Here is a 26,013-nt window from a genome sequence, read left to right as displayed (position 1 = left end):
CGACGGCCCATTCCTCGATAAAGATGACGATGACTGCTGATACCGCTGTAATGCGCGCCGCCATGCTGGCGCCGCCCGTGAGTACCGTCGTGGCCGATCCGGCCAGCGTCCACGCGGCGATCGAAAGCCGCTTTTGCTGCCGCGAATTCCTGTCCAGGCCGGTCGAGCGGGACGTGCTGGAACGCATCCTGCGCGTGGCCAGCTGGGCGCCGTCCGGCTCCAACATCCAGCCCTGGAAGGTCTATGTGGTGCAAGGCGCCAGCCGCGACACCCTGTCTCGCAAGGTCCGCGCGGCGCAAGACGCCGTCAATGCGGACCCGGCCCTGGCCGAGCGCTATCGCGAGGAGTACCAGTACTACCCCACGCAGTGGGCGTCGCCCTATATCGAGCGCCGGCGCGCCTGCGGCCTGGGTCTATATGGCGTGCTCAATATCGCCAAGGGCGAGCGGGCGCGGATGCAGGCCCAGCACCAGCGCAACTACGAGTTCTTCGGCGCGCCGGTGGGGATGTTCTTCACCAACGAACGCCTGCTGGCCGAGGGGGCGCTGGTCGATACCGCGATGTTCGTGCAGAACGTGATGCTGGCGGCGCGGGCCGAAGGCCTGCACTCCTGCATCCAGGCGGCCTGGAACCCGTTCGCCTCCATCGTCCTGCCGCATCTTGGCGCGGGCGACGAGCGGCTGGTGTGCGCCCTGGCCCTGGGTCATGCGGATGAGGCGGCGCCGGTCAATACCTTCCGGCCCGACCGCGTGGATCCGCGGGCGTATACGTCCTGGCTGGACTAGGGCGACGAAGCGCAAGCGCCCCGTCGGTTCAATCTTCGGCGACGATGGGTTCGAAAGGCGTGCGCGCCCGAGGCTCCAGCTGCGTGACGATGCGCTGCAGGAGCTTGAGCAGGCGGGTGCGCTCGGCCTCGGACAAGGGCGCCATCTGTTCGGCATACGTGGCTTCGGCCATCCGCGCGGTCTGGTTCAGGGCCCGGTGCCCGGCCGCGGTGAGCGTCAGCCGGCGCCGGCGGCGGTCGGCATCGGCCTGCTGCCGGGTGATCCAGCCGCGGCTTTCCAGGGCCTGCACGATCTGCGAGACGGTGACTTTGTTCATGCCGATGGCCTTGGCCAGGTCGCCCTGGTTGATGCCGTGCAGGTCATGCAGGGCGATCATGACGGAATACTGGGCCGGCGAAAGGCCCAGGCGCTCGAAATTCTCCTCGAAGATCGCGACGTAGATCTGGTGCGCGCGGCGCAACAGAAAGCCGGGACGCGAATAAAGCTGGGGCAGTCGTTCGATGGCGTGAGCGGACATGGAGATCAATGGGGCGCTGGGGATGGGGCCGCCCGCCTCATGGCTGGCGGTGGCCGCTGAGTTCCGCGCCGGCCTGCGCGGACAGGGCGCGGCAGCAAGGGATCGCGGCGCAGGCGAACAGGGCCAGGATGACAAAGGCCGCCGAGAAATCCATGGCGGCGGGCGTGGCGCGGGCGCCTAGATTAGCAGACCACTGCACCAGCAGCGCCGACAGCGAAATGCCCAGCATGATGGCCAACTGCCAGGCCATGGTGTTCAGCGTGGTGGCCGAAGCGACTTTTTCCCTCGGCTGATCCGCATACGAAATGGCGGTCAGGGCGTTGAACTGCACGGCGCGGAAAAAGCTGGCCATGGAGACAAAGGCGGTAATGCCCGCCAGACCCCAATAGGGCAGTGCGAAGAGCGCGCATCCGGCCAGGGACAGGGCGCAGGCCGCGCCGTTGTAGCAGAGCACCTGGCGAAAGCCCCAACGGCGCAGCACGCGGCTGGTCTGCGTCTTGGTGAAGAAGGCCACCGAACCGCTGATCAGCAGCACGATGCCGCTTTGCAGGGCGGTATAGCCCAGGCCCAGCTGCAGCATCAGGGGCAGGAGAAAGGGCAGGGAGCCATAGCCCACCCGCACCAGCGAGCCGCCCCAGAACCCGGCGGCGAAGGTCGGCTGGCGCAGCAGGCGGAAGTCCAGCATGGGCGCGGCCAGGCCGCGGAAGCGGCGCAGGTAGAGGCCGGCGCAAAGGAGCAAGGCAAGCGCCAGCGCGGCCAGGAGCGGCAGGCCGGCGCCGTGCCGCGCCCGCTCCATCAGCAGGATGAGCAGGGCGAGCGCGGCCGTGGCGAGCAGCCACTCGCGCAGGTCGAAGCGCAGGTCGGCGCGGTGATGCAGCTGGGGCATGATGAAGCGCGCCGCCCACAGGCCGGCTAGGCCTACCGGCACATTGATGAGGAAGATCCAGTGCCAGGACAGATAGGCCGACAGCAGGCCGCCCAGGGGCGGGCCCAGCATGGGGCCCACCATGGCCGGCGTGATGAACCAGGCCAGCGCCTCGACCAGCTGCGCCTTGCTGGTGGTGTGCACGATGGCGGTTCGGCCCACCGGCACCATCATGGCGGCCGCCATGCCTTGCAGCGCCCGGAAGGCGGCTAGCGCCGGCAGGCTGGTCGCCAGGGCGCACATGACCGAGCTGGCCGTGAACAGCGCCACCGCGCCGGTGAATACCGTGCGCGTGCCATAACGCGCCGCGACCAGGCCGCTCAAGGGCAGGAACACCAGCGAGCACAGGAGATAGATGGTCATCGTCAGGTTCAGGCTCAGCGGCGCCACGCCGAAGTCGCGCGCGATATCGGGGATGACCGGACTGATGATGGTGGCGTCCAGTTGCTCCATGAAGTAGGCCGAGCCGACCAGGATGGAAAGCGGGCGGAAACTGGTGTCGCGCACGGCCGCGCCATGGGAAGCGCCGCGGATGGAGCTGGGCATGTCTGCTGCGTGGAAGTGGCGGGAAAGTACGCCATTCTGCGCCTTCGGGGCGCCTGCCAAAAATGCGAATAGTAAATAAGCTAACAAATTAATGTGCGTTTGATAGTTAGTCCGCTGACGATAGGATGCCTCCAGTACCCATCCCGCAATGGAGCAAGGCAATGGCATTACTTGAGCTGGCGACGCCGGATTGGCTGGCCGACAACATTGGGCAGCAGGATCTCGTGATCATCGATACACGGCCGGCGGCCGACTATTGGGCCGGACATCTGCCTGGCGCCAGGCACCTCGACCCTTCGCTGTTTGCCGTCACCCGGACGGACGCCGCCTCGTTGGCGCGCCTGCATGCGGTGCTGGCCTGGAGTCTGTCGGCCATCGGTTTGTCGCGCGAAGCCCGCGTGGTGGTGGCCGGGGCGCATAACGAGGTCAACGCCGCGCGCGTGGCCTGGGCGCTGGCCTATGCCGGCCAGCCCCATATCCGCCTGCTCGACGGCGGCATCGAGGCCTGGACGGGCGCACGCGAGGCCGTCGCGCCCGCCGTGCGGGCCACGGCCTATGAGCCGCGGCCGCAGGCGGCCTACCTGGCCACGGCCGATGAGGTGCTGGCCGCCTCCCGCTCGGGCGCCGAGCGCATCGTCGATGCCCGCAGCCGGGAGGAGTTCGACGGGCTGCGCAGCAATGCCGGGCGCAAGGGCCGCGTGCCCGGCGCGCGCTTCTGGGATACCGGGCAGGAGCTGGCGGCCGACGGCCGCTACGCGCCGGCGGCCGAGGTGGCGCGCAAGGCCGGCGACGTCGTGTCCGCCGGACAACGAGCCATCGTCTATTGCGGCGGCGGCGGCCGGGCCGCGCGCACCTTTGTCGCCCTGCAATTGGCCGGACATGCCGCCACGGCGGTCTACCCGGCTTCCTGGAACGAATGGGGCACTTCCGAACAGTATCCGGTGCAGACAGCCTAGGCCATCCGGCAACAAGGACGCAGAAACATCATGTACGGCATCATCGTCGACAACGAGAAAATCGACCGGATCCAGCCGAGGATCCTGGATATGGCGCGCTATCCCGCCGACGCCGCCGTCTATGGCGGCGTCACCGTGACGCCCTATTCGCCCACGGTGGGCGCGCGGGTGAGCGGGCTGCGCATCGATGGGGAGGGCGACCCCTCTCCCGGCGTGCGCGCGCAGCTCTATGAGGCGCTGCTGCGCTATGGCTTTCTGAGCTTCGAGCCTGGCACCGTGGAGGTGGAGCACTTCGAGCGCCTGGTGTCGCTCTTTGGCAAGGCCAAGCTGATGAACACGCCCTATACGCCCGAGACGGGCAAGAGCGGCCAGCTCAACACCATAGACGCATCGACCAAGAAAACGCGCATGAACTACATCTGGCATATGGACCAGGTGTTCCAGCCGGTTTCGCCGCCCTATACGGCCTTGTTGGGCGAGACCATGCCCGCCTTGGGCGGCGATACGCTGTTCGCCAATGCCACCGCGGCCTACGAGCTGCTCGATCCCATGCTGGCGGCCTACCTGGAGACACTGACCGCGGTGCACGACGCGGACACCATGGGCTATCTGACGCTGGCCTATCACGACCTGGAGGCCCGCGCCGAGCAACGCCGCAAGTATCCGCCCATCGAGGTGCCGCTCATCCGCAAGCATCCCGAGACGGGCCGCAAGCAGATTTTCGTCAACGAGCTCTACACCCATCGCATCCTGGGCGTGAGCCGGCGCACCAGCCAGGCCTTGCTGGACGTGCTCTTCGATGCCTTGAGCGCGCCCGAGGTACAGGCGCGCCATCGCTGGGAGAACGGCACGGCCCTGATCTGGGACAACCGGACCGTCCAGCATCGCGGCGTCCCCGACTTCGGCAGCCAGCGGCGCGTGATGCATCGCGCCCTCGTGCTGCCCAGCTGACCTCCCGACCGGTCTTTTCCAGATAGAAGCATCATGAAACGCAGAACATTTCTTCAATTGGCGGGCGGCGCGGCCGCCGCCGGACTGTTGCCGGGCGCCGCTTGGGCGCAGGACAAGAAAAAAGTCCGTATCACGCTGCCTTCGGCCGGCAGCGCCGGCTCGGCCTGGCGTCCCATCGTCGAGCGCTACAAGCTGGACCAGGATCTGGGCATCGCCCTGGAATGGGTGACGGCCGATCCGGGCAAGATGCAGGTGCAGCTGAGCGCGGGATCGCTGGATGTCGGCGTATTCGGCGCGGTGGGCCTGGCCACGCTGGCCAACCGCGGCAGCGATATCGTGCTCTTCGGCCCCGCGCTGAACAATCATGGACGCTGGATCGTGCGCGGCGACAGCGCTTTCCGCTCTCCCAAGGACCTGATCGGCAAGCGCATCGCCACGACCGCCGAAACCAGTGAAACCTATCAGCAGGCCCGCATCGCCGCCTCGCTGTCCGGCCTGGACCTGAAGAAGGACGTCAAGGTCATCTTTGGTTCGCCCACGGCCAATCTCGCCCTGTTCGAGCGCGGAGACGTGGAAGGCATCATCACGCTGGAGCCGACCGCCACGCGCCTGGTGGGCCGGGGCGCGCGCGAGATCGCGCGCGTGGCCGACATCTGGAAGCAGGCCACGGGCCAGACCGACGATCCTTTCCTGGTGGGCCTGGCCAGCAGCCGGAGCTGGTTCGAGCAGAACCGCGAGACGGCGGGCAAGCTGGCCAGGCTGTTCGAGCGCATCGGCAGCACGATCGCGCAGCATCCCGACAGCCTCAAGCCCATTGCCGCCGAGCTGGGCCTGAAGTCCGATGAGACGCAGGCGATCGATCTGCTGCCCCAGCGCCTGGCGCCTACCTATGCCAGCAAATGGGATGTCAGCGTGTTCGCGACCATAGACAAACAGGTCGAGGTCGCCGTCCAGCTGGGCCTGCTGGACGCCGCGCCCGCGCGCAAACTCTATGTGAAGGCTTGAATGAGTACCGACAACGCGCTTCTGCATGGCGCCGTGTCCTCGCGCCGTATTCCCTGGCGGGCGGTCGCCAGCCGCGCCTGGCCGCCCTTGGCCTTCTTCGCGCTCCTGACCTCGGCCTGGGAGGCCATGGCGATCTGGCTGCACTCGCCGCTGGTGCCTGGCTGCGGCGCGATCCTGCGCGAGCTGGTGGAGATCGTGCGCAGCGGCTTTGCCTTCACCGAGATCGGTGTCACCTTTCTGCGCATGTCGTTGGGCTTCTTGCTGGCGCTGGTCCTGGCCCTGCCCATCGGCATCCTGACGGCCGTGTCGCGCACCGCCGAACGCTTCTTCGAGCCGGGCGTCATCCTCGGCCTGACCGTGCCGGGGCTGGTCTGGGCCTTGCTGTGCGTGATCTGGTTCGGCGTGTCGCTGGCCTCGCCCGTGGTGGCGGTGGCCCTGGGCGTGCTGCCGGCGATGGTGATCTCGGTCCACCAGGGCGTGCGCTCGCTGGAGCATGAGCGCGTGGAGATGATGCGGGTGTTTCGCCTGCCGCCGGCGCTGGTGCTGCGCAAAGTCTGGCTGCCCCTGCTCTACAGCTTTATCGTCTCCGGCTGCCGCGTGGGCTTTTCCATCGCCTGGAAAGTCATTGTGCTGGTCGAGATTTTCGGCATGTCGGATGGCGTGGGCTATCAATTGAATTCCAAGTTCAGCACCCAGGATGTCGAAGGCGTGATCGCCTGGACGCTGGCGTTCTGGATGGCCATGCTGGTCATCGAGCATGGCGTGTTCCGGCCGCTGGAGATCCACGCCAATCGTTGGAAGCGGGGGAACGCGCGATGAGCAGCAATATCCGTCTGCGCGGCATCGCCAAGCGCTATCCGCCCATGGGCGGCGCGGGCGAGCGCACGGTGCTCACGCAACTGGACCTGGATATCCGCGCCGGCGAGCTGCTCGCGCTGGTGGGGCCGTCCGGTTGCGGCAAGTCCACCCTGCTCAATCTGATCGCCGGGCTGGATCTGCCTTCCCGCGGCGAAGTGAGCTTCGACCGCCCTTTCGAGGGCATCAAGCTCGGCGTGGTGTTCCAGCAGCCGCGCCTGCTGGACTGGCTCAGCGTGGCCGAGAACATCGGCATCGTGCTGTCCGGGCAGGCCAGGGAAGACACCGCCCGGGCCGTGCGCCAGCTGCTGCAGCGCGTGGAACTGCCCGACCATGCCCAGGCCTTTCCGCAATTCCTCTCCGGCGGCCAGCGCCAGCGTGTGTCCATCGCGCGCGCGTTTGCCGTGCAGCCCGATGTGCTGCTGCTGGACGAGCCCTTCAGCGCGCTGGACGAGTTGACGGCACGGCGCCTGCGGCAGCTCCTGCAGGCCATGTGGCTGTCGGGCGAAGGGCCGCGGCCGACCGGCGTGCTCGTGACGCACAACATGCTGGAGGCGGCCTTCCTGGCCGACCGCATCGCCGTCATGGGCGGCTCGCCGGCCGAGATCGTGCGCATTATCGAGGTGGACGTGCCCCGGCCGCGCGACCCCGACGATCCCGCCCTGTTCGAGGTGCATCGCCAGGTGATGCAGGCCCTGCAGCATTGAAGGACGCCCGGCTGGGTTCATGCAGCCCGCGCCGGGCCGGCGATTCTCAATAAATGAGAGCCGGAAGCCGGTTGGCCGGTTTTAGTATCATGGACATCATCTTCGCGCGGGCCCCGGCCCGCAGGCATACCGACGAGCGTTCATGAGCGACATCTTTCACTTCGAGGCCGGCACCGCGCCGCTGCTGATTTCCATCCCCCATCTGGGCAGCCTGATCCCCGAGGCGCAAAAGCCGCTCATGACCGAACTCGGCCTGCGCTCGGGCGATACCGATTGGCACCTGGATCGCCTCTACGCCTTCGGCAAGAAGCTGGGCGCCTCCTTCCTGTGGGCGCGCTATTCGCGCTATGTGGTGGACCTGAACCGCCCGCCCAATGACGAGAGCCTCTATCCCGGCCAGGCCAAGACCGGCCTCTGTCCCACGCATACCTTCGACGGCCAGCCCCTCTATCTCGACGGCCGCGACGCCATTGGCGATGCCGAGCGCGATGCGCGCCGCGCGCAGTACTGGCAGCCCTACCATGACCAGCTTCGCGGCGAGCTCGACCGCCTGCGCGCCCGGCACGGCAAGGTCCTGCTCTGGGAAGGCCATTCGATCGCCAGCGTCATTCCGCGCCTGTTCGAAGGCAAGCTGCCCGACCTGAACATCGGCACCTCCAGCGGCGCCAGCGCCGCGCCCGCCATCCAGGACGCCATCCAGCGCGAGCTGGAAGGGCAGTCGGCCTACACCTGGGCGGTCAACGGCCGTTTCAAGGGCGGCTATATCACGCGCCACTATGGCGATCCGGCCAAGGATATCCATGCGGTGCAGCTGGAGATGTGCCAGTCCACCTATATGGAAGAGCGCCACCCCTACCCCTGGGTGGAAAACCAGGCCGCCCGCGTGGGCGCCCTGGTCGAGAAGCTGGTGAACAAGGCTTTCGAGACACTCTGACGGCCTGGAAGTGTTGACGAGATTCTCCGGTCCTCAGATAGCAGGTGGCTTATCGGTTTATGCCACGTTTTTGTGAGGCGGGAAGCGCGACGAATGCTCAATCGCACACCTTGTTAATATCTTGAAATACTTGTCGAGACTTATTCAAGAGTGGAGCGAAAGTGCAGGCACTAAGGGACGTGTTTGAAAACTATGCTGCCAGCAAAGCGAATAAGGTAGCAAAGCGTACGGGGACTTTGGATCAGCAGGCCATACTCGAAGCGCTACCCGCTTTTTTTGAGCATGTACTCATCACCTTGGGACGCCAGGTAGAGTATCTGGTGGAGGGCTCAATCGGCAATGGGAATGTTGCTCGGGTGCCATGGGTAGCAATTTTCCGCCGCGAAATTACTGTCTCTGCTCAGCGAGGGTTTTATATTGTTCTGCTCTTTGCGGAGGATATGAGCTGCTGTTACCTCAGTCTTAATCAGGGGTTTACAGAGTACTCTCAGCAATTCTCAGACAAGACGGCTCACCAGAAGATTGGATGGGTCTCTGCGCAGGCAGGAAAGCACCTTCTCCAGGAGGAGGAGACGATTCATGGCCGTATAGATCTAAGAGCGACGGGAGCTCTGGGTAAGGGCTACGAGGCTGCAGCGATCAAGAGTTATGTGTATTTTCCAGATAGATTGCCTGATCCCGAGGTCGTCCGCCGTCAATTTCAGAAATTGCTGTCTGATTATGATGTGCTCTATCGCAGCTTTGGTCCGTCCCTAAGTTCACTTGCGACTCAATCGGAGGGGCAGTTCCAGGAAGCTGTTATTGAGAAGGCCGCTAAACCGAGGACGATGGAATTCGTCGAACCACCAGGAGGACTGCATAAGCCGCCAAAGAGGTCAGTTGCCTCCACCGAGAAATATGTACGCAATCCCGAGGTGGCTGCTGCGGCCCTAATGCGAGCAAATTTTCGCTGCGAAGTAAACGCCGCGCATATCACCTTCCTGACTCGTAAGCAGCCTTACGTCGAAGCTCACCATCTTATCCCGTTCTCTCGTCAGGATGATTACGAATATTCTTTGGATGTCGTAGCAAATTTGGTTGCTCTCTGTCCCACCTGTCATAGACAACTTCACTACGGAAGGGCAAGGGACAAACGGCCTGTTTTAATGGCACTACTGCAAAGGCGCCACGCCCGTCTGTTGGAAAAGCAGATCTTGATAGAGGCTGAAACCTTGCTTGACTACTATAAGGCTCCTTTGCTGGAGGACGACGACTGAACAGAGTAGGGCTTCATCCCTACTTATTATGAAAGGGACCGCCGGCTGGCACAGCCCGCGGTCCCTTTTCTTTGGCGCCGCCCGGCATGGCCGGACCGGCCTGGCGCGCTACCGCTGCTTAAGCCCGAAGCGGGTCACGATCCCGGCCTGGCGCGCCGTCTCACGCTGGGCATGCGCGGCGAAATCGGCGCCAGACATATACACCACGTCCTGGTTGAGCGTCTCCAGTGTCCTGAGGTGCTCGGGGTCGTTGAGCGCTTGCTGGAAGGCATCGTGCAGGCGGGCCATGACGTCCGGCGCCATGCCCGGCGGGCCGGCGATACCATAGGGCGATTGCTCCGAGATGCCATAGCCCAGTTCCTTGAGGGTCGGGACGTCGGGCCATTTCTTGGCGCGCTTTTCGCTATAGACGGCAAGCAGCCGCACGCGGCCGCTGTTCACCAGTTCCGCCCAGGCGCTGCCGTCGGAGCTGAAATCCACCTGGCCGGATAGCAGCGCCATGTTGACCTCGGAATTGCCCTTGTATGGGACGTGTAGCCAATCGATGCCTCGTTGCTGGGCGACCGCTTCCATGGTGACGTGCTGCACCGAGCCCGTGCCTATGGTGCCGTAGCGTACTTTTCCGGGATGGGCTTTTGCATAGGCAACCAGCTCGTCGAAGGTCTTCCAGGGTGCGTCGCTTTTGACGGCCGCGCCAAAGAGATAGCCGGATACGCCGATGATGTAGGACAGTCTGGCCGGGTCGTAGGGCATCTTGGTGATGGCGGGCATGCGGAACACGCCCACCGACACCTGCGACAAGGTGTAGCCGTCGGGCATGGCCGTGCTCAGGTTGACCGCGCCCAGGGAGCCGCCGGCGCCGGGTTTGTTCACGATGGTGATGGGCTGGCCGAGGTGGCGCGAGGCGGCCGCGCTCAGGCTGCGCATCTGGATGTCCGTGGCTCCGCCGGGCGGATAGGGCACGATCATCGTGATGGGGCGTTCAGGGAAATCGGCCTGCGCGGGGGCGCCGGCCGCCACGAGGCCGAGCGCCATCAGGGCTGGGGCAAAGATTTTCAAGGCAAAGTCTCCTCGAGAAACGTGAATCTGGCGGGCGATGCGTGCCGCCGCCGTTTTATGCCTGCTGTTGCAGGAAGGCCTGTATACGCCGCGCCACGGCTTGCGGTTGCTCGAAGTGGGGCAGATGACCGCAGTCGGTGAATATGGTCATCTCTGAATGACGCAGGCAAGCCTGCCAGAGCGTGGCCTGTTCGGCCGGTACGAGCTGGTCCTGATCACCCCAGAGCACCAGCGCGGGGATATCAAGTCCGGCAAGCGCGGCTTCGAGACGAGGGTTGTGGAAGCTGCCGCCCAGCCTGCCGGTGGCGGCGCGATTGCGCTTCTGCAGGGCGCGTTGGGTATCGTCCATGGACTCGGCCAGAATGCGCTCGGCCACGCTCTGATCGAAGTAGAGCTTGCGCACGAAAGCCTCTTCGCTGGCGGGCGGGGCCGACGCCACCCTGGGCCGCAGTCCGGCTGGGCCGATCAGGGTCAGGCTGCAGACATTCTCCGCATCCAGCGTGGCCAGCTCGGCCGCCAGCCAGCCGCCGAACGAGCTGCCGATGACGTGGCAGGGGCCGCTGGCGCGCAGGAAGTCGCGATAGTAGGCGGCCAGTTCAGCGGTCGAGCCAATATCGGGCGACTCTGGCGTCAGGCCAAAGCCGGGGTGCTCGGGAAACCAAATCTCATGGCTGCGCGCCAGGTGCTGGAAGAATTCAGGCCAGCCGCTCAGGCCGGCGGCGCCGTGCAGGAACAGTACGCGCGGACCCTGGCCCCCGCGCAGCATGCGTGCGGGAATGTCGCGTACGGTCCGGGTGGTCAATATTCCATCCAAGTCATGACTCCTGTGTTGATCAAAGCAATGTCGTGGCCGTCAGGCCGCTGCCGCATAGGGTGCTGCCGTGGTGCAGAGGTAATCGTCAGGGTTGAATTCCCGGGTCAGGGACCAGAAGTCCACCAGGCGCCAGGGCGAAGTCATGGTGACGCGGTTGTGCTTGTTCTTGTACCAACTGGTCACGCCGGGATGGGCCCAGACCATGTTGCGATGGCGTTCGTCGATCTGCTGGTTGTAGCGGTCATGCACCTCACGGCGGACTTCCAGCGTGCGCAGATTGCGCTCGACCATCTCGCGTACCGCCTGCAGGATGTAGGTGACCTGGCACTCGCTATGGAAGATGGCGCTGCCGCCATGCGAGAGGATGGTGTTGGGGCCGGCCAGGACGAACAGATTGGGAAAACCGGGCACGCTCATGCCTTTGTAGGCGCGGGGATCGTCGTCGCCCCAGAGTTCGCGGATGCTGCGGCCGCCCCGGCCGATGATTTCCATGGGCCACAGCAGCTTGGAGGCGTGAAAGCCGGTCGCCATGACGATGGCGTCGACCTCGTGCAGCTTGCCCGTGCGGGTCAGGATGCCGTCGGCCGTCACGCACGCGATCGCGTCCGTCTCGAGTTCGACATTGGGGCGCTTCAACGTCGCGAACCAATGGTTGTCGCGCAGCAGGCGCTTGCCGTAGGGAGGGTAGCCCGGCGTGCATTTGCGCATCAGCGCTTCGTCGCCGCCGAGCTGTTCGCGCATATAGGCCAGGATGTTCTCGCGCATCTGGTGGTTCTTGGCATTGAGCGAGATATCGGGCTGGTCCCAATCGGGGTCGATGAACAGGCTGTCGTGAAAACTGTCCGAAGCGGCCCAGAAGATCAGGAAGCGCGCCCACTGATTGAAGTAGGGGATGTGGCGCAGCGCCCATTTCTGGCCATCCGCGACGGCACGGTGGTAATTGGGATTGCCCATGGCCCAGTGCGGCGAGCGCTGGAAAATGGTCAGCTTGTCCACCTTGGGCGCCAGCGCGGGCCCGGCCTGCATGCCGCTGGCGCCGGTGCCTATCATCGCGACCCGGCGGCCGTCGAGCTTGACGGCCGGATCCCATTTCGCCGTGTGCACCACATCGCCGCGGAAATCCTGCAGGCCTTCGATGCTCGGCGTGGCCGGCACATTGTGGCCCACGGCGGTGATGAAGACATTGCAGGCCTGGGCCTGGGCGCGGCCGTCGCGATCCACGCTGTGCACCAGCCACAGGCCGCTTTCCTCGTCCAGCCGGGCGCTTTGCACCGATACGCCGAAGCGGATGTGCTCGCGCAAGCCGAACTTGTCGGTGGTGTCCTCGATGTACTGCTGGATTTCGTCGCGCTTGGCGAAATAGCGCGACCACTCCGGGTTGGGGTTGAAGGAGTACGAGTAGAAATGCGAGGGCGTGTCCACGCCACAGTCGGGATAGGTGTTCTCGTGCCAAGTGCCGCCGACGGTTTCGTTGCGTTCCAGAATGACGAAGGGGATGCCGGCCTGCTTCAGGCGCACGGCCGCGCAGATGCCTGACAGGCCGGCGCCGGCGATGAGCACGCGGAAATCCGCCAGGCCCAGGGGGGCCGGGTCGCGGCGCCATTGCAGGGCGCGCGTATTGGCCTGCGCCAGGCCCAGCTCCTCGATGAACAGGGGCACGTATTCGGGCGGCATTTGCGCGCCCACGCTGGCGCTCATGATGCGATGCAGGACATCCGGCGGCGGCAGGGCTGGCAGGCGGGGGTCGGCGGCCTTTTCCTTGAGCACGGCTACCAGCCGCTCGCGGATGCGGCGGCGCAGCGGTTCCGGCACCTTTTCCATATAGTTCCAGCCGCCCTGGATGTGGGGCGTCATCTCGTCCAGAATCGCGAGATCGCCCGTCAGGTGCACCAGCACGAGCGCGGCGGGCACGATGTCGGCTTCTTCGAGCGCGGCGCGCAAGGCGGCTTCATCGCGCGTGGCCGCATGGAATATATTCTCGGGGGGATACTTCATTGTCTCCAGACCTGATAAGAAAGGCATGGCGGCAGTCTAGGGATGATCCCGGCCGGGCATGACGATATTGATTGATGGGTGGGATCAGGAATCCTGATGGCGCTGCGGCGCCGGCCCACCGGAGGAGACACAGGCCATGGAGATCCGGGCCCTGCATTACTTCATCGGCGTTTTTGAAGAAGCCAGCTTTACGCGCGCCGCCGAGCGCATGCATGTGGTGCAGTCCGCCCTGAGCATGCAGGTGCGCAATCTGGAGGAAGAGCTGGGGACGCCCCTGTTCGAGCGCAGCCAGCGCGGCCTGACGCCAACCGTGGCGGGCCGGCGGCTCTATGAGCTGGCGGTGCCCATCGCGCGCGATCTATCGGCGGCCAAGCAAGAAATCCTCGACCTGGTGGCCGGCGATGTCGTCACCGGCTCGCTCAAGGTGGGGGTGACCTCATCCATGTGCAAGAACGTGCTGGGTAAGGTGCTGGACGATTTTCTGCGCCTATATCCCGCCGTGGACATTTCCGTCACCGAGGGGTATGCGCGCAATATCACCGAATTGGTGCAGGCCGGGACGCTGGACCTGGGGCTGGGCGCCATGCCGCTAGATAGCACCAGCCTGTCCTGCGAACTGGGCTTTACCGACGAGTTCGTGCTGGTGTCCAGCCAGCCCATCAACGGCCCGACCTTCAGCCATTGCGATCTGTCGACGATGCACGATCTGGTCCTGGTCATTCCTTCGGAGCGGCATCTGTTGGGATCCACCATGCAAAGCTATATCGCCAGCGGCCGCGTCAAGGCGCGCAAGGTCATCAAGATAGACGGCATGGTGGCGACCCTGGAGAGCATCCGGCATTCCAGCTGGGGCGCGATCTGCCTGATGAACTCGGTGGCCGACCAGATCGACACCGAGCAGTATTTCATCTATCCCATCTCCAATCCGCGTGTGCAGTTCGATCTCTTTCTATTGCATGACCTGCGGTCACCTCCCACGCTGGCCGCGAGGCGCTTCAGTGGCATGTTTTCGCGCCGGCTGCGCGAGATCAAGGAAATGTGGTCGAGCAAGTTTCCTGAACTGGACGCCTCGGTGCGGCGCCTTTGATTCTCAGCCGGCGCGGCCGCTTCAGGCGTTGGCGCCGCCGTCCACGGTCAGGCCGGCGCCGTTGATGGAGCGCGCCTGCGGGCCCGCGACGAAGGCGATCAGCGCGGCGATGTCGTCGGGCGAGCCGTATTCAGGGATGGCCATGCGCTCGCGCTGGGCGTCGGCGTGCTCGCCGTTGGCCGGGTTCATCTCGGTGTTGGTCGAGCCGGGGTGGACGATGTTGACCGTGATGCCGCGCGGCCCGAGGTCGCGCGCCAGGCCCTGCGTCCAGGCGATGAGGGCCGACTTGCTCAAGGAATACAGACTCATGCCCGGCGCCGGGACGCGGCTGGCGAGATTGCTGCCGATGGAGATGATGCGTCCGCCCTGGCCCATGTGGCGGGCCGCGGCCTGGCTGGCGAGGATGACAGCGCGCACGTTGATGTTCAGCGTGGCGTCGATGTCGGCCAGGCTGAGGTCTTCGATGGGGCCGGCGCGGAAGATGCCGGCGTTGTTGACCAGGATGTCCAACCCGCCCAGGGACCGGGCCGCCTCGTCCACCGCCGCGGGAACGGCGCGGGGGTCGGCGCTGTCGGCCTGGATGGCCAGGCCGCGCCGCCCCAGCGCCTCGATGTCGGCCACGACCCGGGCCGCGCGGTCGGCCGCGCGCTCGTAGGTGATGGCGACGTCGGCGCCTTCGGCGGCCAGGCGGCGCGCGATGGCCGCGCCGATGCCGCGGCTGCCGCCGGTGACCAGGGCCTTCTTGCCTTGCAATGTGCTCATGGGATTTCCTTAATTTTGTAGTGATCGGTACAAAAATGCTATGGTAGAGTCGTTCCCGGCGTCAAGCATTTATTTGTCAATCAATACAGAATTTGGATATCCATCATGGCAGAGCGAGGCCGTCCCAGGAGTTTCGACCGCGAGGCCGCTTTGGCGCGCGCCATGGAGGTCTTCTGGCGCAAAGGCTACGAAGCGGCGTCCATGGCCGACCTGACGGCCGCCATGGGGATTGCCTCGCCTAGCCTTTACGCCGCCTTCGGCAGCAAGGAGGCCCTGTACGGCGAGGCGTTGGCCTACTACAGCGCCACCGAGGGCAGGGAAATCTGGAGCGCGCTCGCGCGGGCCGGCAGCGCCTACGAGGCCGTCCAGGCCTATCTGATGGAATCGGCCCGGGTGTTCACGCGCCGCGCCAAGCCGGCCGGCTGCCTGATCGTGCTGTCGGCCCTGGACGACCATGCCGGCGCCATGCGCAAGCGCCTGGTCGAGATGCGGGCCGCCAATATCGCCGACCTGCGCGAGCGCCTGCGGGCCGGGGCGGCCGCGGGCGAGATATCCGCGGCCGCCGACCTGGATGCGATGGCGCGCTATTACGTGACCGTGCAGCAGGGCATGTCCATCCAGGCGCGCGACGGCGCGAGCCGGCGCGAGCTGGAGGGCATCGCGGCTTCGGCCCTGGCGGCCTGGCCGGCGCTGGCGGGCGCGCCGCGCTGAGGCGCCAGACAGCGCCTGTCGCCCGGGCCGCCAGGGGCCGCCCGCCGCAACGGCGCGCAGGGCGCCGAGAATCCCCGCCGATGCGCTAGCATGTCCGCCACCCCTTCACCCGGAGACTACGCATGAGCGCCCTGGACGCCTTCCCCATCACCCGCAAATGGCCCGCCCTCCATCCCGACCGCATCCAGCTGTATTCGCTGCCCACGCCCAATGGCGTGAAGGTGTCCATCATGCTGGAGGAAACCGGCCTGCCTTATGAGGCGCACCGGGTGAGTTTCGATGCGCAGGATCAGTTTTCGCCGGAGTTCCTGTCGCTGAGCCCGAACAACAAGATCCCGGCCATCCTGGATCCGGCCGGTCCCGACGGCAAGCCGCTGGGCCTGTTCGAGTCGGGCGCCATCCTGGTCTATCTGGCGAGCAAGACGGGCGCCTTGCTGCCGGCCGATGCGGCGGGCCGTTTCGAGACCCTGCAATGGCTGATGTTCCAGATGGGCGGTATCGGCCCGATGTTCGGCCAGCTGGGCTTCTTCCATAAATTCGCCGGCAAGGACTATGAGGACAAGCGTCCTCGTGACCGCTATGCGGCCGAGTCGAGCCGGCTGCTGGGCGTGCTGGACCAGCGTCTGCAGGACCGCCAATGGGTGATGGGCGATGCCTACACCATTGCCGACATCGCCATCTTTCCCTGGGTGCGCAACCTGGTCGGCTTTTATGAGGCGGGCGGGCTGGTGGGCTTTGAGCGCTTCGCCAATGTGAAGCGCGTGCTGGATGCTTTCGTGGCGCGGCCGGCCGTGGCGCGCGGCTTGACGATTCCGTCCGCCTAGCGCGTGGCGGGCCGCTGGCTGTAACAAACCCTGTTCATGACGGCGGACAGCCGGTACATTGCATATTCTGACAACTAGCTGAATAAATGGCGGAGGACGACGTTCCCACCCAGCTCATTTCAGGAGAGATGCAATGAAGATCCGGATTCGCCGGGCCGCGGCCGTGCTGGCCCTGGGCCTGGCCACGGCGGGGGCCTGGGCCCAGAAAGCCCCGGCCTACCAGCCCACGGTGGGCCAGGAAGGCAAGGACGTGGTCTGGGTGCCCACCCCCCAGGCGCTGGTCGATCGCATGTTGGAGATGGCCGAGGTCACGCCCCAGGACTATCTGGTGGACCTGGGGTCGGGCGATGGCCGCACGGTGATCACGGCCGCCAAGCGGGGGGTGCGCGCCCATGGGGTGGAGTTCAATCCGGACCTCGTGGCCCTGTCGCGCAAGGCCGCCCAGGACGAGGGCGTGTCCAAGACCGCGACCTTCGAGCAAGGCGATATCTTCAAGACGGATTTCTCCCAGGCCACGGTGGTGACGCTGTTCCTGCTGCCGCAGCTCAATCTGCGCCTGCGGCCCATCCTGTTGGACATGAAGCCGGGCACGCGGGTGGTGTCCAATTCCTTCAATATGGACGACTGGACGCCGGACGAGACCGCCCAGGCGGGCGGCGATTGCATCAATTACTGCAATGCTTATAAGTGGGTGGTGCCGGCCAAGGTGCAAGGCAGCTGGCGGCTTGAGGGCAAGCGGCTGACGCTGAACCAGCGTTTCCAGAAGCTGGACGGTAATCTGCATGACGGCGCCGATGCGATCACGCTGCGCGAGGCGCGCATGGACGGCGCGCGCATCGCCTTTGTCGCTGGCGGCGACCGCTATGTTGGCGAGGTCCAGGGCGATACGATCACCGGCACGGTCAACGGCTCGGGCCGCTGGTCGGCCACCCGCATCCCCTAGGCGCAAGGGCCGCGCGGCCCTTGCTGCTAGCCCGTCGTCTTGTCGGCCGACAGCCGCAGGCTGGTCTTGAGCATGTCGTAGACGTGCCGCGTCAACGGATTGATGAGGCCGCGCCGCATCCACAGGAAATAATTGACGTCCGGCAGGGGCGGCAGGCCGTCTTTCTCGCCCAGCACCCGCATGTCGGCGCCAAGCAGTTCGACGCTGCGCGCCGTGATGCCCAGGCGGGCGCGCAGCGCGGCCTTGATGCCGACCAGGTTGGGCGCGACGTAGTTGGTTTGCCAATGCACCTGGGATTGCTCCAGGGCATTGAGCGCGATGCGGCGGAAGATGCTGGGTTCGTCGGCCAGCACCAGGGGCACGGGCGCATGGATGTCATGCACATAATCGGCCGAGCACAGCCATACCGTGGGCGAGGTGCGCAGCACCACGCCTTCGAAATCCTGGTCAAAGCGCGTGGACACGGTCAGGTCCAGTTCGCCGTTGCGCAGCGCCGTCATGAGGCGCGGGCTGCGGTCCACCCGGATCTCCAGCTTGATGCGCGGGAAGGTGCGCCCCACATGGGTCAGCACGCTGGGCAGGATGCTGTCGGCCACGTCGTGCGGCGAGCCCAGCCGCAGCTCGCCTTCGAGCAGGCTGTCCTGCAGAGAGCGCAGGGCCTCGTCGTTGATGGCCAGCATGTGCCGCGCATAGGTGACGAGCTTCTCGCCATGGCGGGAGAGGCGTTTGTTGCGGCCGCGTTTCTCGAACAGGGGAAGGCCGATCAGGCTTTCAAGGCGCTGCATCTGCTGCGTGATGGCCGATTGGGTTTTGTGCAGGCTGTCGGCGGCGGCCGAAAACGAGTCATGTTCGGCAATGGCGACCAGCGTGCGCAGCAGGTCCAGATCCAGGTTGCGCATGGCGATTCTCGATAGAAGGGTCTAGCACCGCGGACCATAGCGCAATTCGGCCGATGGCGCCGCCAAGGGCGTCAGGGGATGAAGCGGTAGGACGCGCGTTCGCGTTCGTCGATCTGGTTGACCAGATCCGTTTCCCACGCCAGGTACTGGATGGCGGCGGCCTTGTTGCCGCTATGCCGGTCATGCACGAAGAAGAGAAAATCGATGCAGGCCTCGTCGGGCGGAAGCGTTGGCGTGGCCTGCAGCGGCAGGCCGGCCGCGCGCCATTGCGAAGGCGGATCGAGCAGCAGGCGCGCGCCGGCCTGGCCGCCGTGGTCGCGGGCGTAAAGCTCGGCCACCCGGGCGTCATCGGCCACCAGCACGGCGCCGGGCGGCAGCGCTTCCCCCAGGCCGCGGATGCGCCATTGCGCGCCGGCGATGTGTTCCTTGCGATAGGCCATGCTGGGCCGCAGGTCGATGAAGCTCCGGCCTTCGGCCAGCAGCGCGGCGGCCTGGGCGCTGGCGATGCGCGGCAGCGTGGCCGGCACGCCGGGCGCGGGCGCCGGGGGCGCATCCAGGGCCGTGGTTTCCAGCACATGGACTTCCCAGCCCATCTGGCGCAGCCAGCTCGCCACGGCGGGCGCGCGCACCCCTTCGCCATCGACCAGCACCAGGCGCGCGCCGCGCGTGCCGGCGTATTGATCGGTGGCCTGTATCAGCTGGCCGCCCGGGGCATGGGCGGCGCCGGGCCAGGTGCCCTGGGCGTACTCCTCGGGCGTGCGCACATCAAAGACATAGGTCGTGCGGCCGGCTTCGGCCTGCCAGCGGCGCAAGGTCTCGGGCGTGATGGCGCCGATGCCATGACGCCGCGCCAGGGCTTGGGCGCGCTGGCGCGCGCGGGCCCGTTGTTCGGGCGAGGCGCTCAGGCCGTGCCGGCGGGTCTGGCCGTGATCCAGGCGGTAATCCTGCAGATACCAGCCCTGGGTGCCGTTCTCCAGCGTGTAGACGGGGTTCTTGATGCCCAGGTTGATGAGGGTCTGGGCGCCGATGATGCTGCGCGTGCGGCCGGCGCAGTTGATCACGATAGTGGTTTTTTCATCCGGCACGAGCTCGTCGATGCGCAGCGCCAGCTCGCCGTTCGGGCAGCAGATGGCGCCGGGGATGCTCATTTTCTGGAACTCGGCATAGGGCCTGCCGTCCAGCACCACCAGATCCTCGCCGCGGGCCAGGCGCTGCTTGAGCGCTTTGGCGCTGATGGCCGGCGTGCGCAGCGCGTGCTCGGCCAGTTCACCGAAGGTCTTGCTGGGCAGATTGACGCCGGCAAAGCGCGCATAGCCTCGCGTCTGCCAGGCCTGGACTCCGCCGTCGAGCACGGTTACCTGCCCGTAGCCGGCCGCGCGCAGCGCCCGGGCGGCTTGGTCGGCCACGCCCTTGCCCTCGTCGTAGACGACGATGCGGGTGGATTTGCGCGGCACCAGGCGGGCGGCCTCGAATTCCAGCTGGCTGTAGGGCAGGTTGACGGCGTAGAACAGATGAGACTCGCCATATTGGCCATGTTCGCGCACATCCAGCAGGGCGATCTCCTGGCCGTCGTGCAGCCAGTCCTTGAGCGTGGCGGCGTCCGTGCGCGCCAGGGGGGCGCTGAAGGCCGGGTTCAAGTCCTTGGACATGTCTTGGCTCACTGGCGCGTCTTCACGCCTATGGCCATCCGCTGGCAGGTGCCTTGCTCCAGGTCGAAGGCGATGCGGCGGTCCAGCGTCTCCAGCGCGCGGCCATACATGTGCAGATGGCGGATGACGTCCTGGCCTTCGATATGCACGGCATGGATGTCATCGGGCATGAGCGCGATGCCGCTGCCCGGCGCGACCACCACGGTGCCGGTCTGCGCCAGCGTGGCGCGGCCGGGCTGGCCGCCGTCGTCCTGGCGGTCGTAGGTGTAGTTCAGCTCCACGCCCTCGACGGCGGCGATACAGGCCCAGGTCGTGTGGTTGTGCGGCACGATTTTCTTGCCCGGGCGCATCACGTTCAGGTATAGCGCATACGACTTGTCATCGTCCTCCTGGATCAGGTAGCGGGCCTGCAGCTCGCCCGCTTCGGGCGCCGGATAGCGCTCGGCATTCCACCAGTCCTTGTGCGCGGCCAGGCCGATGAGTTTGTCCAGCGTCCGGGCCAGGGTGGCGCGGTTTTCGCCTTCTTGCGCGAACAAAGTCTTGATCTGGTCGATGGTGGCGCGGATCTCGCCGGCCCCCGGTTGGGCGTGCTGCATGGATGGCTCCTGTGGACGAAGAGTGCCCACCTTAAAGAGCCGGCGCGCCGGATTCAAATTAGCGCTGCGGCAAAATCCATAAGCCCTGCTGATGAATGGGGCGTTCACAGAGGGAAAAGCGCGATCCTGGGCTTGCCTGGGAGGCAGGCGTATCAGGGAAAATCCTAGGTAAGGCGGCCGGCAAAACTCCCCCGACCGCCTTATGGATGTTAAGGATTCGCGAATAGGTATCGCGCCTCATCGCCCGGTGAAGACCGGCGGGCGCTTTTCAAGAAACGCGCGCCGGGCCTCTTGGGCATCCTCGGTCTTGGCGACCTGGGCTGTCATGTCCTGCTCGTAGCGATAGCCGTCGCGCAAGCTCATGTCCTCGATGGCGTTGGCCGTCTGGATCATCAACTGCACGGAGACGGGGCTCTTGCTGGCGATTTGGCGCGCGATCTCGCCGGCCTCGGCCATCAGCCGCTCCGGCGGCACGCAGGCCTCGACCACGCCCAGGCGATACAGCTCGGCGGCCGGCACCCGCAAGCCGGTAAGCATCATGCGGCGCAGACGGGAGTGGCCGAACAGCCGTTGCGCATGCTTGACCCCGCCCAGCAGCCCGACATCGACCTCCGGCAGGGCCAGGCTGGCGTTCTCGGCCGCCACCAGGATGTCGCAGGACGCGGCGATGCCCAGGCCCGCGCCCAGGGCCGGGCCGTTGAGCGCGGCGATCACGGGCTTGGGGCATTCGCGGATGGCGTGGAAGAGTTCCCGGGTGCGGCGCGAATGCTGCGGCAGGCCGGCCGGCTCGGCCAGCATCTGCGACCGGCCCTTGAGGTCGGCGCCGGCGCAGAAGACCTTGCCCTCTCCGGTGAGTATGACGCAGCGCACATCGGGGTCCTCGCCGAACATGTCCAGCGCCAGGGTCAGTTCCTGGATGAGCGCGGTGTTTACGGCATTGACCGGCGGATGGGCCAGCCACACGGTGGCGATGTGATCTTGCAGTTGCACTCGCAGCGTGGAGAAGCGTTGATAGTCAGCCATGGGGAGGGTCCGGAGTCAGATGGTGTTTTCGGCGCGCAGTTGCGCGATTTCGCCGGCCGACAGGCCCAGTTCTCCCAGCACCTCGTCGGTGTGCTGGCCCAGCGTCGGCGGGCCTTGGTCCAGGCGCAGGCGGCTGTTGCGGAACTGCATGGGGCTGCGCAGCTGCGGCATGGGCATGCCCTCGGGATGCGGCGCGTCAAAGCGCATGCCGCGATGGCGGACCTGAGGGTCCTGCAAGACATCGGCGATGGTATTGATCGGCGCCGAGGGCACGCCCTCGGCCTCCAGCGCGGCCAGCAGCGCGGCCTTGTCATGCCGGCTCAGTTGCTCATCGAGCCAGGGATCGAGCTGATCGAGATGGGTGACGCGCCCGGCATTGCTGCGAAAGCGTTCGTCCTCGGCCATCTCGGGGTGGCCGAGCACCCGGCACAGTTTGGCGAATTGCGCATCCGAGCCGACAGCCATGATGATGCGTCCGTCGCGGCATTGGTAGACCCGCTGTGGCTGGATGTTCGGATGGCGGTTGCCGCGCCGCGGCGGCACCTGTCCGGAGAGCATATAGTTCATCGCCTGGTTGGCCAGCAGCGTCACCCCGACGTCCAGCATGGCCATGTCCACGTGTTCGCCCTCGCCGCTGACTTCGCGCCGCGCCAGCGCGGCCAGGATGCCGGTGGCGGCGTACAGGCCGGTGATGAGGTCCACCATGGGCACGCCGATTTTCATCGGGCCGCCGCCGGGGCGGTCATCGGCTTCGCCGGTGATGCTCATCAGGCCGCTCATGGCCTGGATCATGAAGTCGTAGGCCGGCTGGCGGGCGCGGGGGCCGCTTTGGCCGAAGCCGGTCACCGAGCAATAGATCAGGCGCGGGTTTTCGCGCTTGAGGTCTTCATAGCCCAGGCCCAGGCCGTCCAGGGTGCCGACCTTGAAATTCTCCAGCACGACGTCGGCTTCGCGCGCCATGCGGCGGATGAGCGCCTGTCCGCGCGGCGATTTGAGGTTGACCGTGACCGAGCGTTTGCCGCGGTTGCAGATGAGGTAGTAGCCGGACTCGCCGGTGCGCGAGCCGTCTTCCCGCCGCAGGAAGGGCGGTCCCCAGGCGCGCGTGTCGTCGCCGACGCCTGGTTGTTCGATCTTGATGACGGTGGCGCCCAGGTCGGCCAGCGTCTGGCTGGCCCAGGGGCCGGCCAGCACACGGCTCAGATCGAGGACACGGATATGGGAAAGCGGATGAGACATGGAAACTCCGGGGCTACTTCTCGGCGATGCCGGCCTGGTTGATGACGTTGCGCCAGCGCGTCTGCTCCTTCTTGAGCAGTTCGGCCATTTGCTCAGGGGTGTTGGAGATCGCCAGGATGCCCTGGTCCAGCATCTTGGCCTTGACCTCGGGTTCGGCGATGCTGGCCTGGATGGCGCTGGCCAGGGTCTGGACGATGGCCTCGGGCGTGGCCTTGGGCACGGAGATGTAGTTCACCGGCGAGGCGTCATAGCCGGGCAGCGCCTGCGACATCGGCGGCACGCCGGGCAGGATGGCGAGCTCGGTGCTGGTGGTCACGCCCAGCGGAATGAGCCGCTTGTCCTTGATGAAGGAGGTGTAGATGCCCACGGTGTCGATGGCCAGGTCGCCATTGCCCGCCACCAGGTCCTTGACCGCTTCGCCCGTGCCTTTGTAGGGCACGTGTTGCAGCTGGATGCCGGCGAGGATTTGCAGCAGTTCGCCATTCAGATGGCTGGAGGCGCCGATGCCGGCCGAGACGAAGTTCAATTCGCCGGGCCGCTTCTTGGCCAGCGCGATGAGTTCGTCCAGCGTCTTGACTCCCAGCTTGGTGTTGACCACCAGGACGCTGGGCGCCAGCGAGACCTGCGAGACCGGGCGCAAGTCGGCCGGGTCATAGGGCATGTTTTTCATTAGATAGGGCAGCGTCATCTGCTGTCCCGGCGTGGTGTAGAGCAGGGTGTAGCCGTCGGGTTCGGCCCGGGCCACCGCGCCGGCGCCGATCACGCCGCCCGCGCCGGCTTTGTTCTCGACCACGACCTGCTGGCCGAGGCGCTTGCTCAGGCTCTCGGCCACGACCCGCGCGGTGATGTCGGCGCCGCCGCCGGGCGCGAAGGGCACCACCAGGCGGATGGGGCGTTCCGGGTAGGCCGCCGGCGCGGGGGCCGAAAATGCGGCCAGGGCCAGCAGGGCGGCGGGGATAAGGCGTTTCATGGGAGTCTCCTTGTGTGCCTGCCCGGCGGGCGGGCTGATTGTTGTCATGGGCGGGCGGCCAGCCGGGGCGCGGCCTCGCGCGCCAGATGGCGCAACAGCGTGGCGACGACCTTGACCGCCTGGGTGGGGCGGTCGGTCAACATGAGCGAGACAATGCGCAGCACCGAGGGCTGCACGATCTCGGCGGCCTGCAGTTCGCCGCGCTTGACTTCGGCGGCGACCACATGCCAGGGCAGCACGGTGTAGGCGGCGCGCCTGACGGCCATCTGTTTTTGTATGAGGCCCGAATCGGCTTCCACCATGACGCGGATCTCGATGTCGTGGCGGCGGCCCATTTCGTCGAGCATCATGCGTACCGAGGAAGGCTTGCGCGACAGCACCAGGGGCAGGCCGTCCAACTGCGCGAAGGCCACCTGGGGCGCGGCCGTGACGCGGTCGCCCGGCGGGCCGATCAGATAGGAGGGCAGGCGCAGCAGCACGTCTTCGTCATTGCCCAGCGCGTCGTGGCTGCGATAGGGCAGGCCGATGTCGATCTCGCGGCGTTGCAGCCCGCTTTCTATCTGGCCCGCGGCGCTTTCGACGATCTGGAGCTGGATGCCGGGATGCTCGCGCTGCACGCGCAGGATGAGCGGCACGATCAGCGGTTCGCTCAGCGATGGCAGGGTGCCGATGCGCACCGTGCCGGTCACGCGGCCCTGGGCGGCGGCCACCACATCGTTCAGGTCGCTGGCGCTGGCCAGCACCTGTTCGGCCATCGGCAGCACCTGCTTGCCCAGTTCGGTCAGGCTCACGCCGCGGCCGTTGCGCGTGAACAGATAGCCGCCGCACTGCTTCTCCAGCATGGACAGATAGCGGCTGACCGCCGGTTGGCTTACGCCGAGATCGATGGCCACCTTGGTGATGCTGCCATGGCGCGCCACCATCGAAAAAATGCGCAGCGCGCGCAGATCCCAGCCGCCGCCGTCTTGATTCGTGCTCATGGTTGCGCGGACAGTTTTTCGGCGGCGATGATGGCGCCCCAGCGCCGAACCTCGCTATCGAAGAAGGATTGGAAGGCCGGCTGGCCGCGGTAGACCGCGATGGCGCCCATCTCGGCGGCGCGCTGCCGCACGGCCGGATCGCCGACAACCTGCGCCAGGCGCGCCTGCAAGGCCTGGACCACGGGCGCGGGCGTCTTGGCGGAGACGAAGATGCCCCACCAGCTGGAGGCGTGGACATTGGGGATGCCCAACTCGTCCAGGGTGGGCAGGTCGGGCGCCTGGGCGAGGCGTTCCGGGCTGGCCACGGCCAGCGCGCGGATGCGGCCCGAAGCCAGATGATTCATGGCCTGGGGCGTGTCGAAATAGGCGTCGACCTGGCCGCCGAGCAGATCGTTGATGGCCGCCGAGGTGCCGCGATAGCTCACATGGGTGACTTGCAGGCCCAGCTCGCGCGCGAAAAGCGCGGCGGCCAGGTTGGGGCTGGAGCCCACGCCGGAGTTGGCGAAGCTCAGCCGCCCCGGCGACTGCCGGGCGTAGGCGATGAGGCCGGGCACGTCGCTGGCCAGATCGGCGCGCGCATAAAGCACCAGCGGGCTGACGGCCACTTGGGCGACGGGCAGCAGGTCGGCCGGATCATAGGGCAGCGCCTTGATCATGGCCGGGTTGGTGGCCGTGCCCACGCTGCCCAGCAGGATCACGCGGCCATCGGGCGCGCTCTTGGAGACAAAGGCGGTGCCGATGGCGCCGCCGCCGCCAGGGCGGTTGTCCACCAGGACGGGATGGGACTGTCCCGCCTGGAGCTTCTCGGCCAGCACGCGGCCATAGAGGTCGGTGATGCCGCCGACGGCATAGGGCACGACGATGCGCTCGGGATCGGCGGCTTGCGCCAGGGATGCCGCGGCCAGGGCGGCGGCCGCCAGCCAGCACTTCATAGCCTGCATGGATGTCTCCTCGCCTCGGGGGCGCTTTTTTCAATGTAGACGCATTCTAGGAAGGAAGGCTGTGCCGCATCACAGGGTTTCGCTAAT

At 66.3% G+C, this 26,013-nt stretch carries 26 protein-coding genes; 12 read left to right on the top strand and 14 right to left on the bottom strand.

Annotation, left to right across the window (positions count from 1 at the left end; all coding sequences use genetic code 11):
- Positions 1–50: 50 nt before the first annotated feature.
- Positions 51–785 (top strand): nitroreductase, encoded by a 735-nt coding sequence (locus tag L540_RS15765; RefSeq protein WP_372432935.1) that lies wholly within the window; start codon positions 51–53, stop codon positions 783–785.
- A gap of 28 nt (positions 786–813) precedes the next feature.
- Here L540_RS15765 and L540_RS15760 read toward each other — a convergent pair whose 3' ends face one another.
- Positions 814–1,302, bottom strand: a complete 489-nt coding sequence (locus L540_RS15760) for a MarR family winged helix-turn-helix transcriptional regulator (RefSeq protein ID WP_043214006.1) — start codon at positions 1,300–1,302, stop codon at positions 814–816.
- Positions 1,303–1,339: 37 nt separating this feature from the next.
- Complete coding sequence (locus L540_RS15755; RefSeq protein ID WP_043214008.1) at positions 1,340–2,773, bottom strand: MFS transporter; 1,434 nt, start codon at positions 2,771–2,773, stop codon at positions 1,340–1,342.
- Positions 2,774–2,934: 161 nt separating this feature from the next.
- Between L540_RS15755 and L540_RS15750 the strand changes: the two genes are divergently transcribed.
- The 7 genes from L540_RS15750 (at position 2,935) to L540_RS21590 (ending at position 9,437) form a co-directional block, all read left to right on the top strand.
- Complete coding sequence (locus L540_RS15750) at positions 2,935–3,729, top strand: sulfurtransferase (protein ID WP_043214009.1); 795 nt, start codon at positions 2,935–2,937, stop codon at positions 3,727–3,729.
- 30 nt (positions 3,730–3,759) lie between these two features.
- A complete protein-coding gene (locus tag L540_RS15745) occupies positions 3,760–4,680 on the top strand; it encodes a TauD/TfdA dioxygenase family protein (RefSeq protein ID WP_043214011.1) in 921 nt (306 codons plus the stop codon).
- Positions 4,681–4,713: 33 nt separating this feature from the next.
- Positions 4,714–5,685 (top strand): ABC transporter substrate-binding protein, encoded by a 972-nt coding sequence (locus tag L540_RS15740; RefSeq protein WP_082149657.1) that lies wholly within the window; start codon positions 4,714–4,716, stop codon positions 5,683–5,685.
- A complete protein-coding gene (locus tag L540_RS15735; RefSeq protein ID WP_043214015.1) occupies positions 5,686–6,504 on the top strand; it encodes an ABC transporter permease in 819 nt (272 codons plus the stop codon). It abuts the gene before it with no gap.
- Positions 6,501–7,247 (top strand): ABC transporter ATP-binding protein, encoded by a 747-nt coding sequence (locus L540_RS15730; protein ID WP_043214018.1) that lies wholly within the window; start codon positions 6,501–6,503, stop codon positions 7,245–7,247. The genes L540_RS15735 and L540_RS15730 overlap by 4 nt, the downstream gene beginning before the upstream one ends.
- Before the next feature lie 142 nt (positions 7,248–7,389).
- On the top strand, positions 7,390–8,181 hold the full coding sequence (gene hutG, locus L540_RS15725) for an N-formylglutamate deformylase (RefSeq protein ID WP_043214019.1): 792 nt from the start codon (positions 7,390–7,392) through the stop codon (positions 8,179–8,181).
- A gap of 179 nt (positions 8,182–8,360) precedes the next feature.
- Positions 8,361–9,437 (top strand): MrcB family domain-containing protein, encoded by a 1,077-nt coding sequence (locus L540_RS21590; protein WP_165590424.1) that lies wholly within the window; start codon positions 8,361–8,363, stop codon positions 9,435–9,437.
- A gap of 108 nt (positions 9,438–9,545) precedes the next feature.
- Here L540_RS21590 and L540_RS15720 read toward each other — a convergent pair whose 3' ends face one another.
- From L540_RS15720 to L540_RS15710, 3 genes are read right to left on the bottom strand one after another with little or no spacing between them, the layout of a single operon-like run.
- Entirely contained in the window at positions 9,546–10,496 is a 951-nt protein-coding gene (locus L540_RS15720; protein ID WP_043214021.1) for a Bug family tripartite tricarboxylate transporter substrate binding protein, read from the bottom strand.
- Positions 10,497–10,551: 55 nt separating this feature from the next.
- Positions 10,552–11,310: an alpha/beta fold hydrolase gene (locus tag L540_RS15715; RefSeq protein WP_131726047.1), complete on the bottom strand. Its 759-nt coding sequence runs from the start codon at positions 11,308–11,310 to the stop codon at positions 10,552–10,554.
- A gap of 39 nt (positions 11,311–11,349) precedes the next feature.
- Positions 11,350–13,305, bottom strand: a complete 1,956-nt coding sequence (locus L540_RS15710) for a flavin-containing monooxygenase (RefSeq protein ID WP_048026514.1) — start codon at positions 13,303–13,305, stop codon at positions 11,350–11,352.
- Positions 13,306–13,441: 136 nt separating this feature from the next.
- On the opposite strand from L540_RS15710, the gene L540_RS21270 reads away from it, so the two are divergent.
- Positions 13,442–14,392, top strand: a complete 951-nt coding sequence (locus L540_RS21270) for a LysR family transcriptional regulator (RefSeq protein ID WP_053073228.1) — start codon at positions 13,442–13,444, stop codon at positions 14,390–14,392.
- Positions 14,393–14,413: 21 nt separating this feature from the next.
- Here L540_RS21270 and L540_RS15700 read toward each other — a convergent pair whose 3' ends face one another.
- On the bottom strand, positions 14,414–15,154 hold the full coding sequence (locus tag L540_RS15700; RefSeq protein ID WP_043214023.1) for an SDR family NAD(P)-dependent oxidoreductase: 741 nt from the start codon (positions 15,152–15,154) through the stop codon (positions 14,414–14,416).
- Between the two features lie 105 nt (positions 15,155–15,259).
- Here L540_RS15700 and L540_RS15695 point away from each other — a divergent pair, with 105 nt between their 5' ends.
- The 3 genes from L540_RS15695 to L540_RS15685 all read left to right on the top strand — a co-directional run bounded on the left by L540_RS15695 (position 15,260) and on the right by L540_RS15685 (position 17,632).
- On the top strand, positions 15,260–15,865 hold the full coding sequence (locus tag L540_RS15695; protein ID WP_043214024.1) for a TetR/AcrR family transcriptional regulator: 606 nt from the start codon (positions 15,260–15,262) through the stop codon (positions 15,863–15,865).
- A 122-nt stretch (positions 15,866–15,987) separates the two neighbouring features.
- On the top strand, positions 15,988–16,689 hold the full coding sequence (locus tag L540_RS15690) for a glutathione S-transferase N-terminal domain-containing protein (protein WP_043214026.1): 702 nt from the start codon (positions 15,988–15,990) through the stop codon (positions 16,687–16,689).
- Positions 16,690–16,822: 133 nt separating this feature from the next.
- Positions 16,823–17,632, top strand: a complete 810-nt coding sequence (locus L540_RS15685) for an SAM-dependent methyltransferase (RefSeq protein WP_043214028.1) — start codon at positions 16,823–16,825, stop codon at positions 17,630–17,632.
- A gap of 26 nt (positions 17,633–17,658) precedes the next feature.
- Here the strand turns inward: L540_RS15685 and L540_RS15680 are convergent, their stop codons facing one another.
- The 8 genes from L540_RS15680 to L540_RS15645 form a co-directional block, all read right to left on the bottom strand.
- Positions 17,659–18,531 (bottom strand): LysR substrate-binding domain-containing protein, encoded by an 873-nt coding sequence (locus L540_RS15680; protein ID WP_043214030.1) that lies wholly within the window; start codon positions 18,529–18,531, stop codon positions 17,659–17,661.
- Between the two features lie 71 nt (positions 18,532–18,602).
- A complete protein-coding gene (locus L540_RS15675) occupies positions 18,603–20,180 on the bottom strand; it encodes a rhodanese-like domain-containing protein (RefSeq protein WP_048026513.1) in 1,578 nt (525 codons plus the stop codon).
- Positions 20,181–20,188: 8 nt separating this feature from the next.
- Positions 20,189–20,776, bottom strand: coding sequence for a cysteine dioxygenase family protein (locus L540_RS15670; protein WP_269430911.1), 588 nt, complete (start codon positions 20,774–20,776; stop codon positions 20,189–20,191).
- A 237-nt stretch (positions 20,777–21,013) separates the two neighbouring features.
- The gene (locus L540_RS15665) at positions 21,014–21,799 is read right to left on the bottom strand and encodes an enoyl-CoA hydratase/isomerase family protein (protein ID WP_043214032.1); all 786 of its coding nucleotides are present in this window, start codon (positions 21,797–21,799) and stop codon (positions 21,014–21,016) included.
- Positions 21,800–21,814: 15 nt separating this feature from the next.
- The gene (locus L540_RS15660) at positions 21,815–23,035 is read right to left on the bottom strand and encodes a CaiB/BaiF CoA transferase family protein (RefSeq protein ID WP_043214036.1); all 1,221 of its coding nucleotides are present in this window, start codon (positions 23,033–23,035) and stop codon (positions 21,815–21,817) included.
- 13 nt (positions 23,036–23,048) lie between these two features.
- Positions 23,049–24,005, bottom strand: coding sequence for a Bug family tripartite tricarboxylate transporter substrate binding protein (locus tag L540_RS15655; RefSeq protein ID WP_043214038.1), 957 nt, complete (start codon positions 24,003–24,005; stop codon positions 23,049–23,051).
- 44 nt (positions 24,006–24,049) lie between these two features.
- The gene (locus L540_RS15650) at positions 24,050–24,985 is read right to left on the bottom strand and encodes a LysR family transcriptional regulator (RefSeq protein ID WP_048026511.1); all 936 of its coding nucleotides are present in this window, start codon (positions 24,983–24,985) and stop codon (positions 24,050–24,052) included.
- Complete coding sequence (locus L540_RS15645; protein ID WP_043214040.1) at positions 24,982–25,926, bottom strand: Bug family tripartite tricarboxylate transporter substrate binding protein; 945 nt, start codon at positions 25,924–25,926, stop codon at positions 24,982–24,984. Before L540_RS15645 ends, L540_RS15650 begins: the two co-directional genes overlap by 4 nt.
- Between the last annotated feature and the right edge of the window lie 87 nt (positions 25,927–26,013).

It is taken from the genome of Bordetella pseudohinzii, from assembly GCF_000657795.2.
In the GTDB taxonomy this organism is placed as follows: Bacteria; Pseudomonadota; Gammaproteobacteria; order Burkholderiales; family Burkholderiaceae_B; genus Bordetella; species Bordetella pseudohinzii.
The sequence above is the reverse complement of the archived record's forward strand: the minus strand, read 5'-3'. Positions and strand labels throughout refer to the sequence as shown.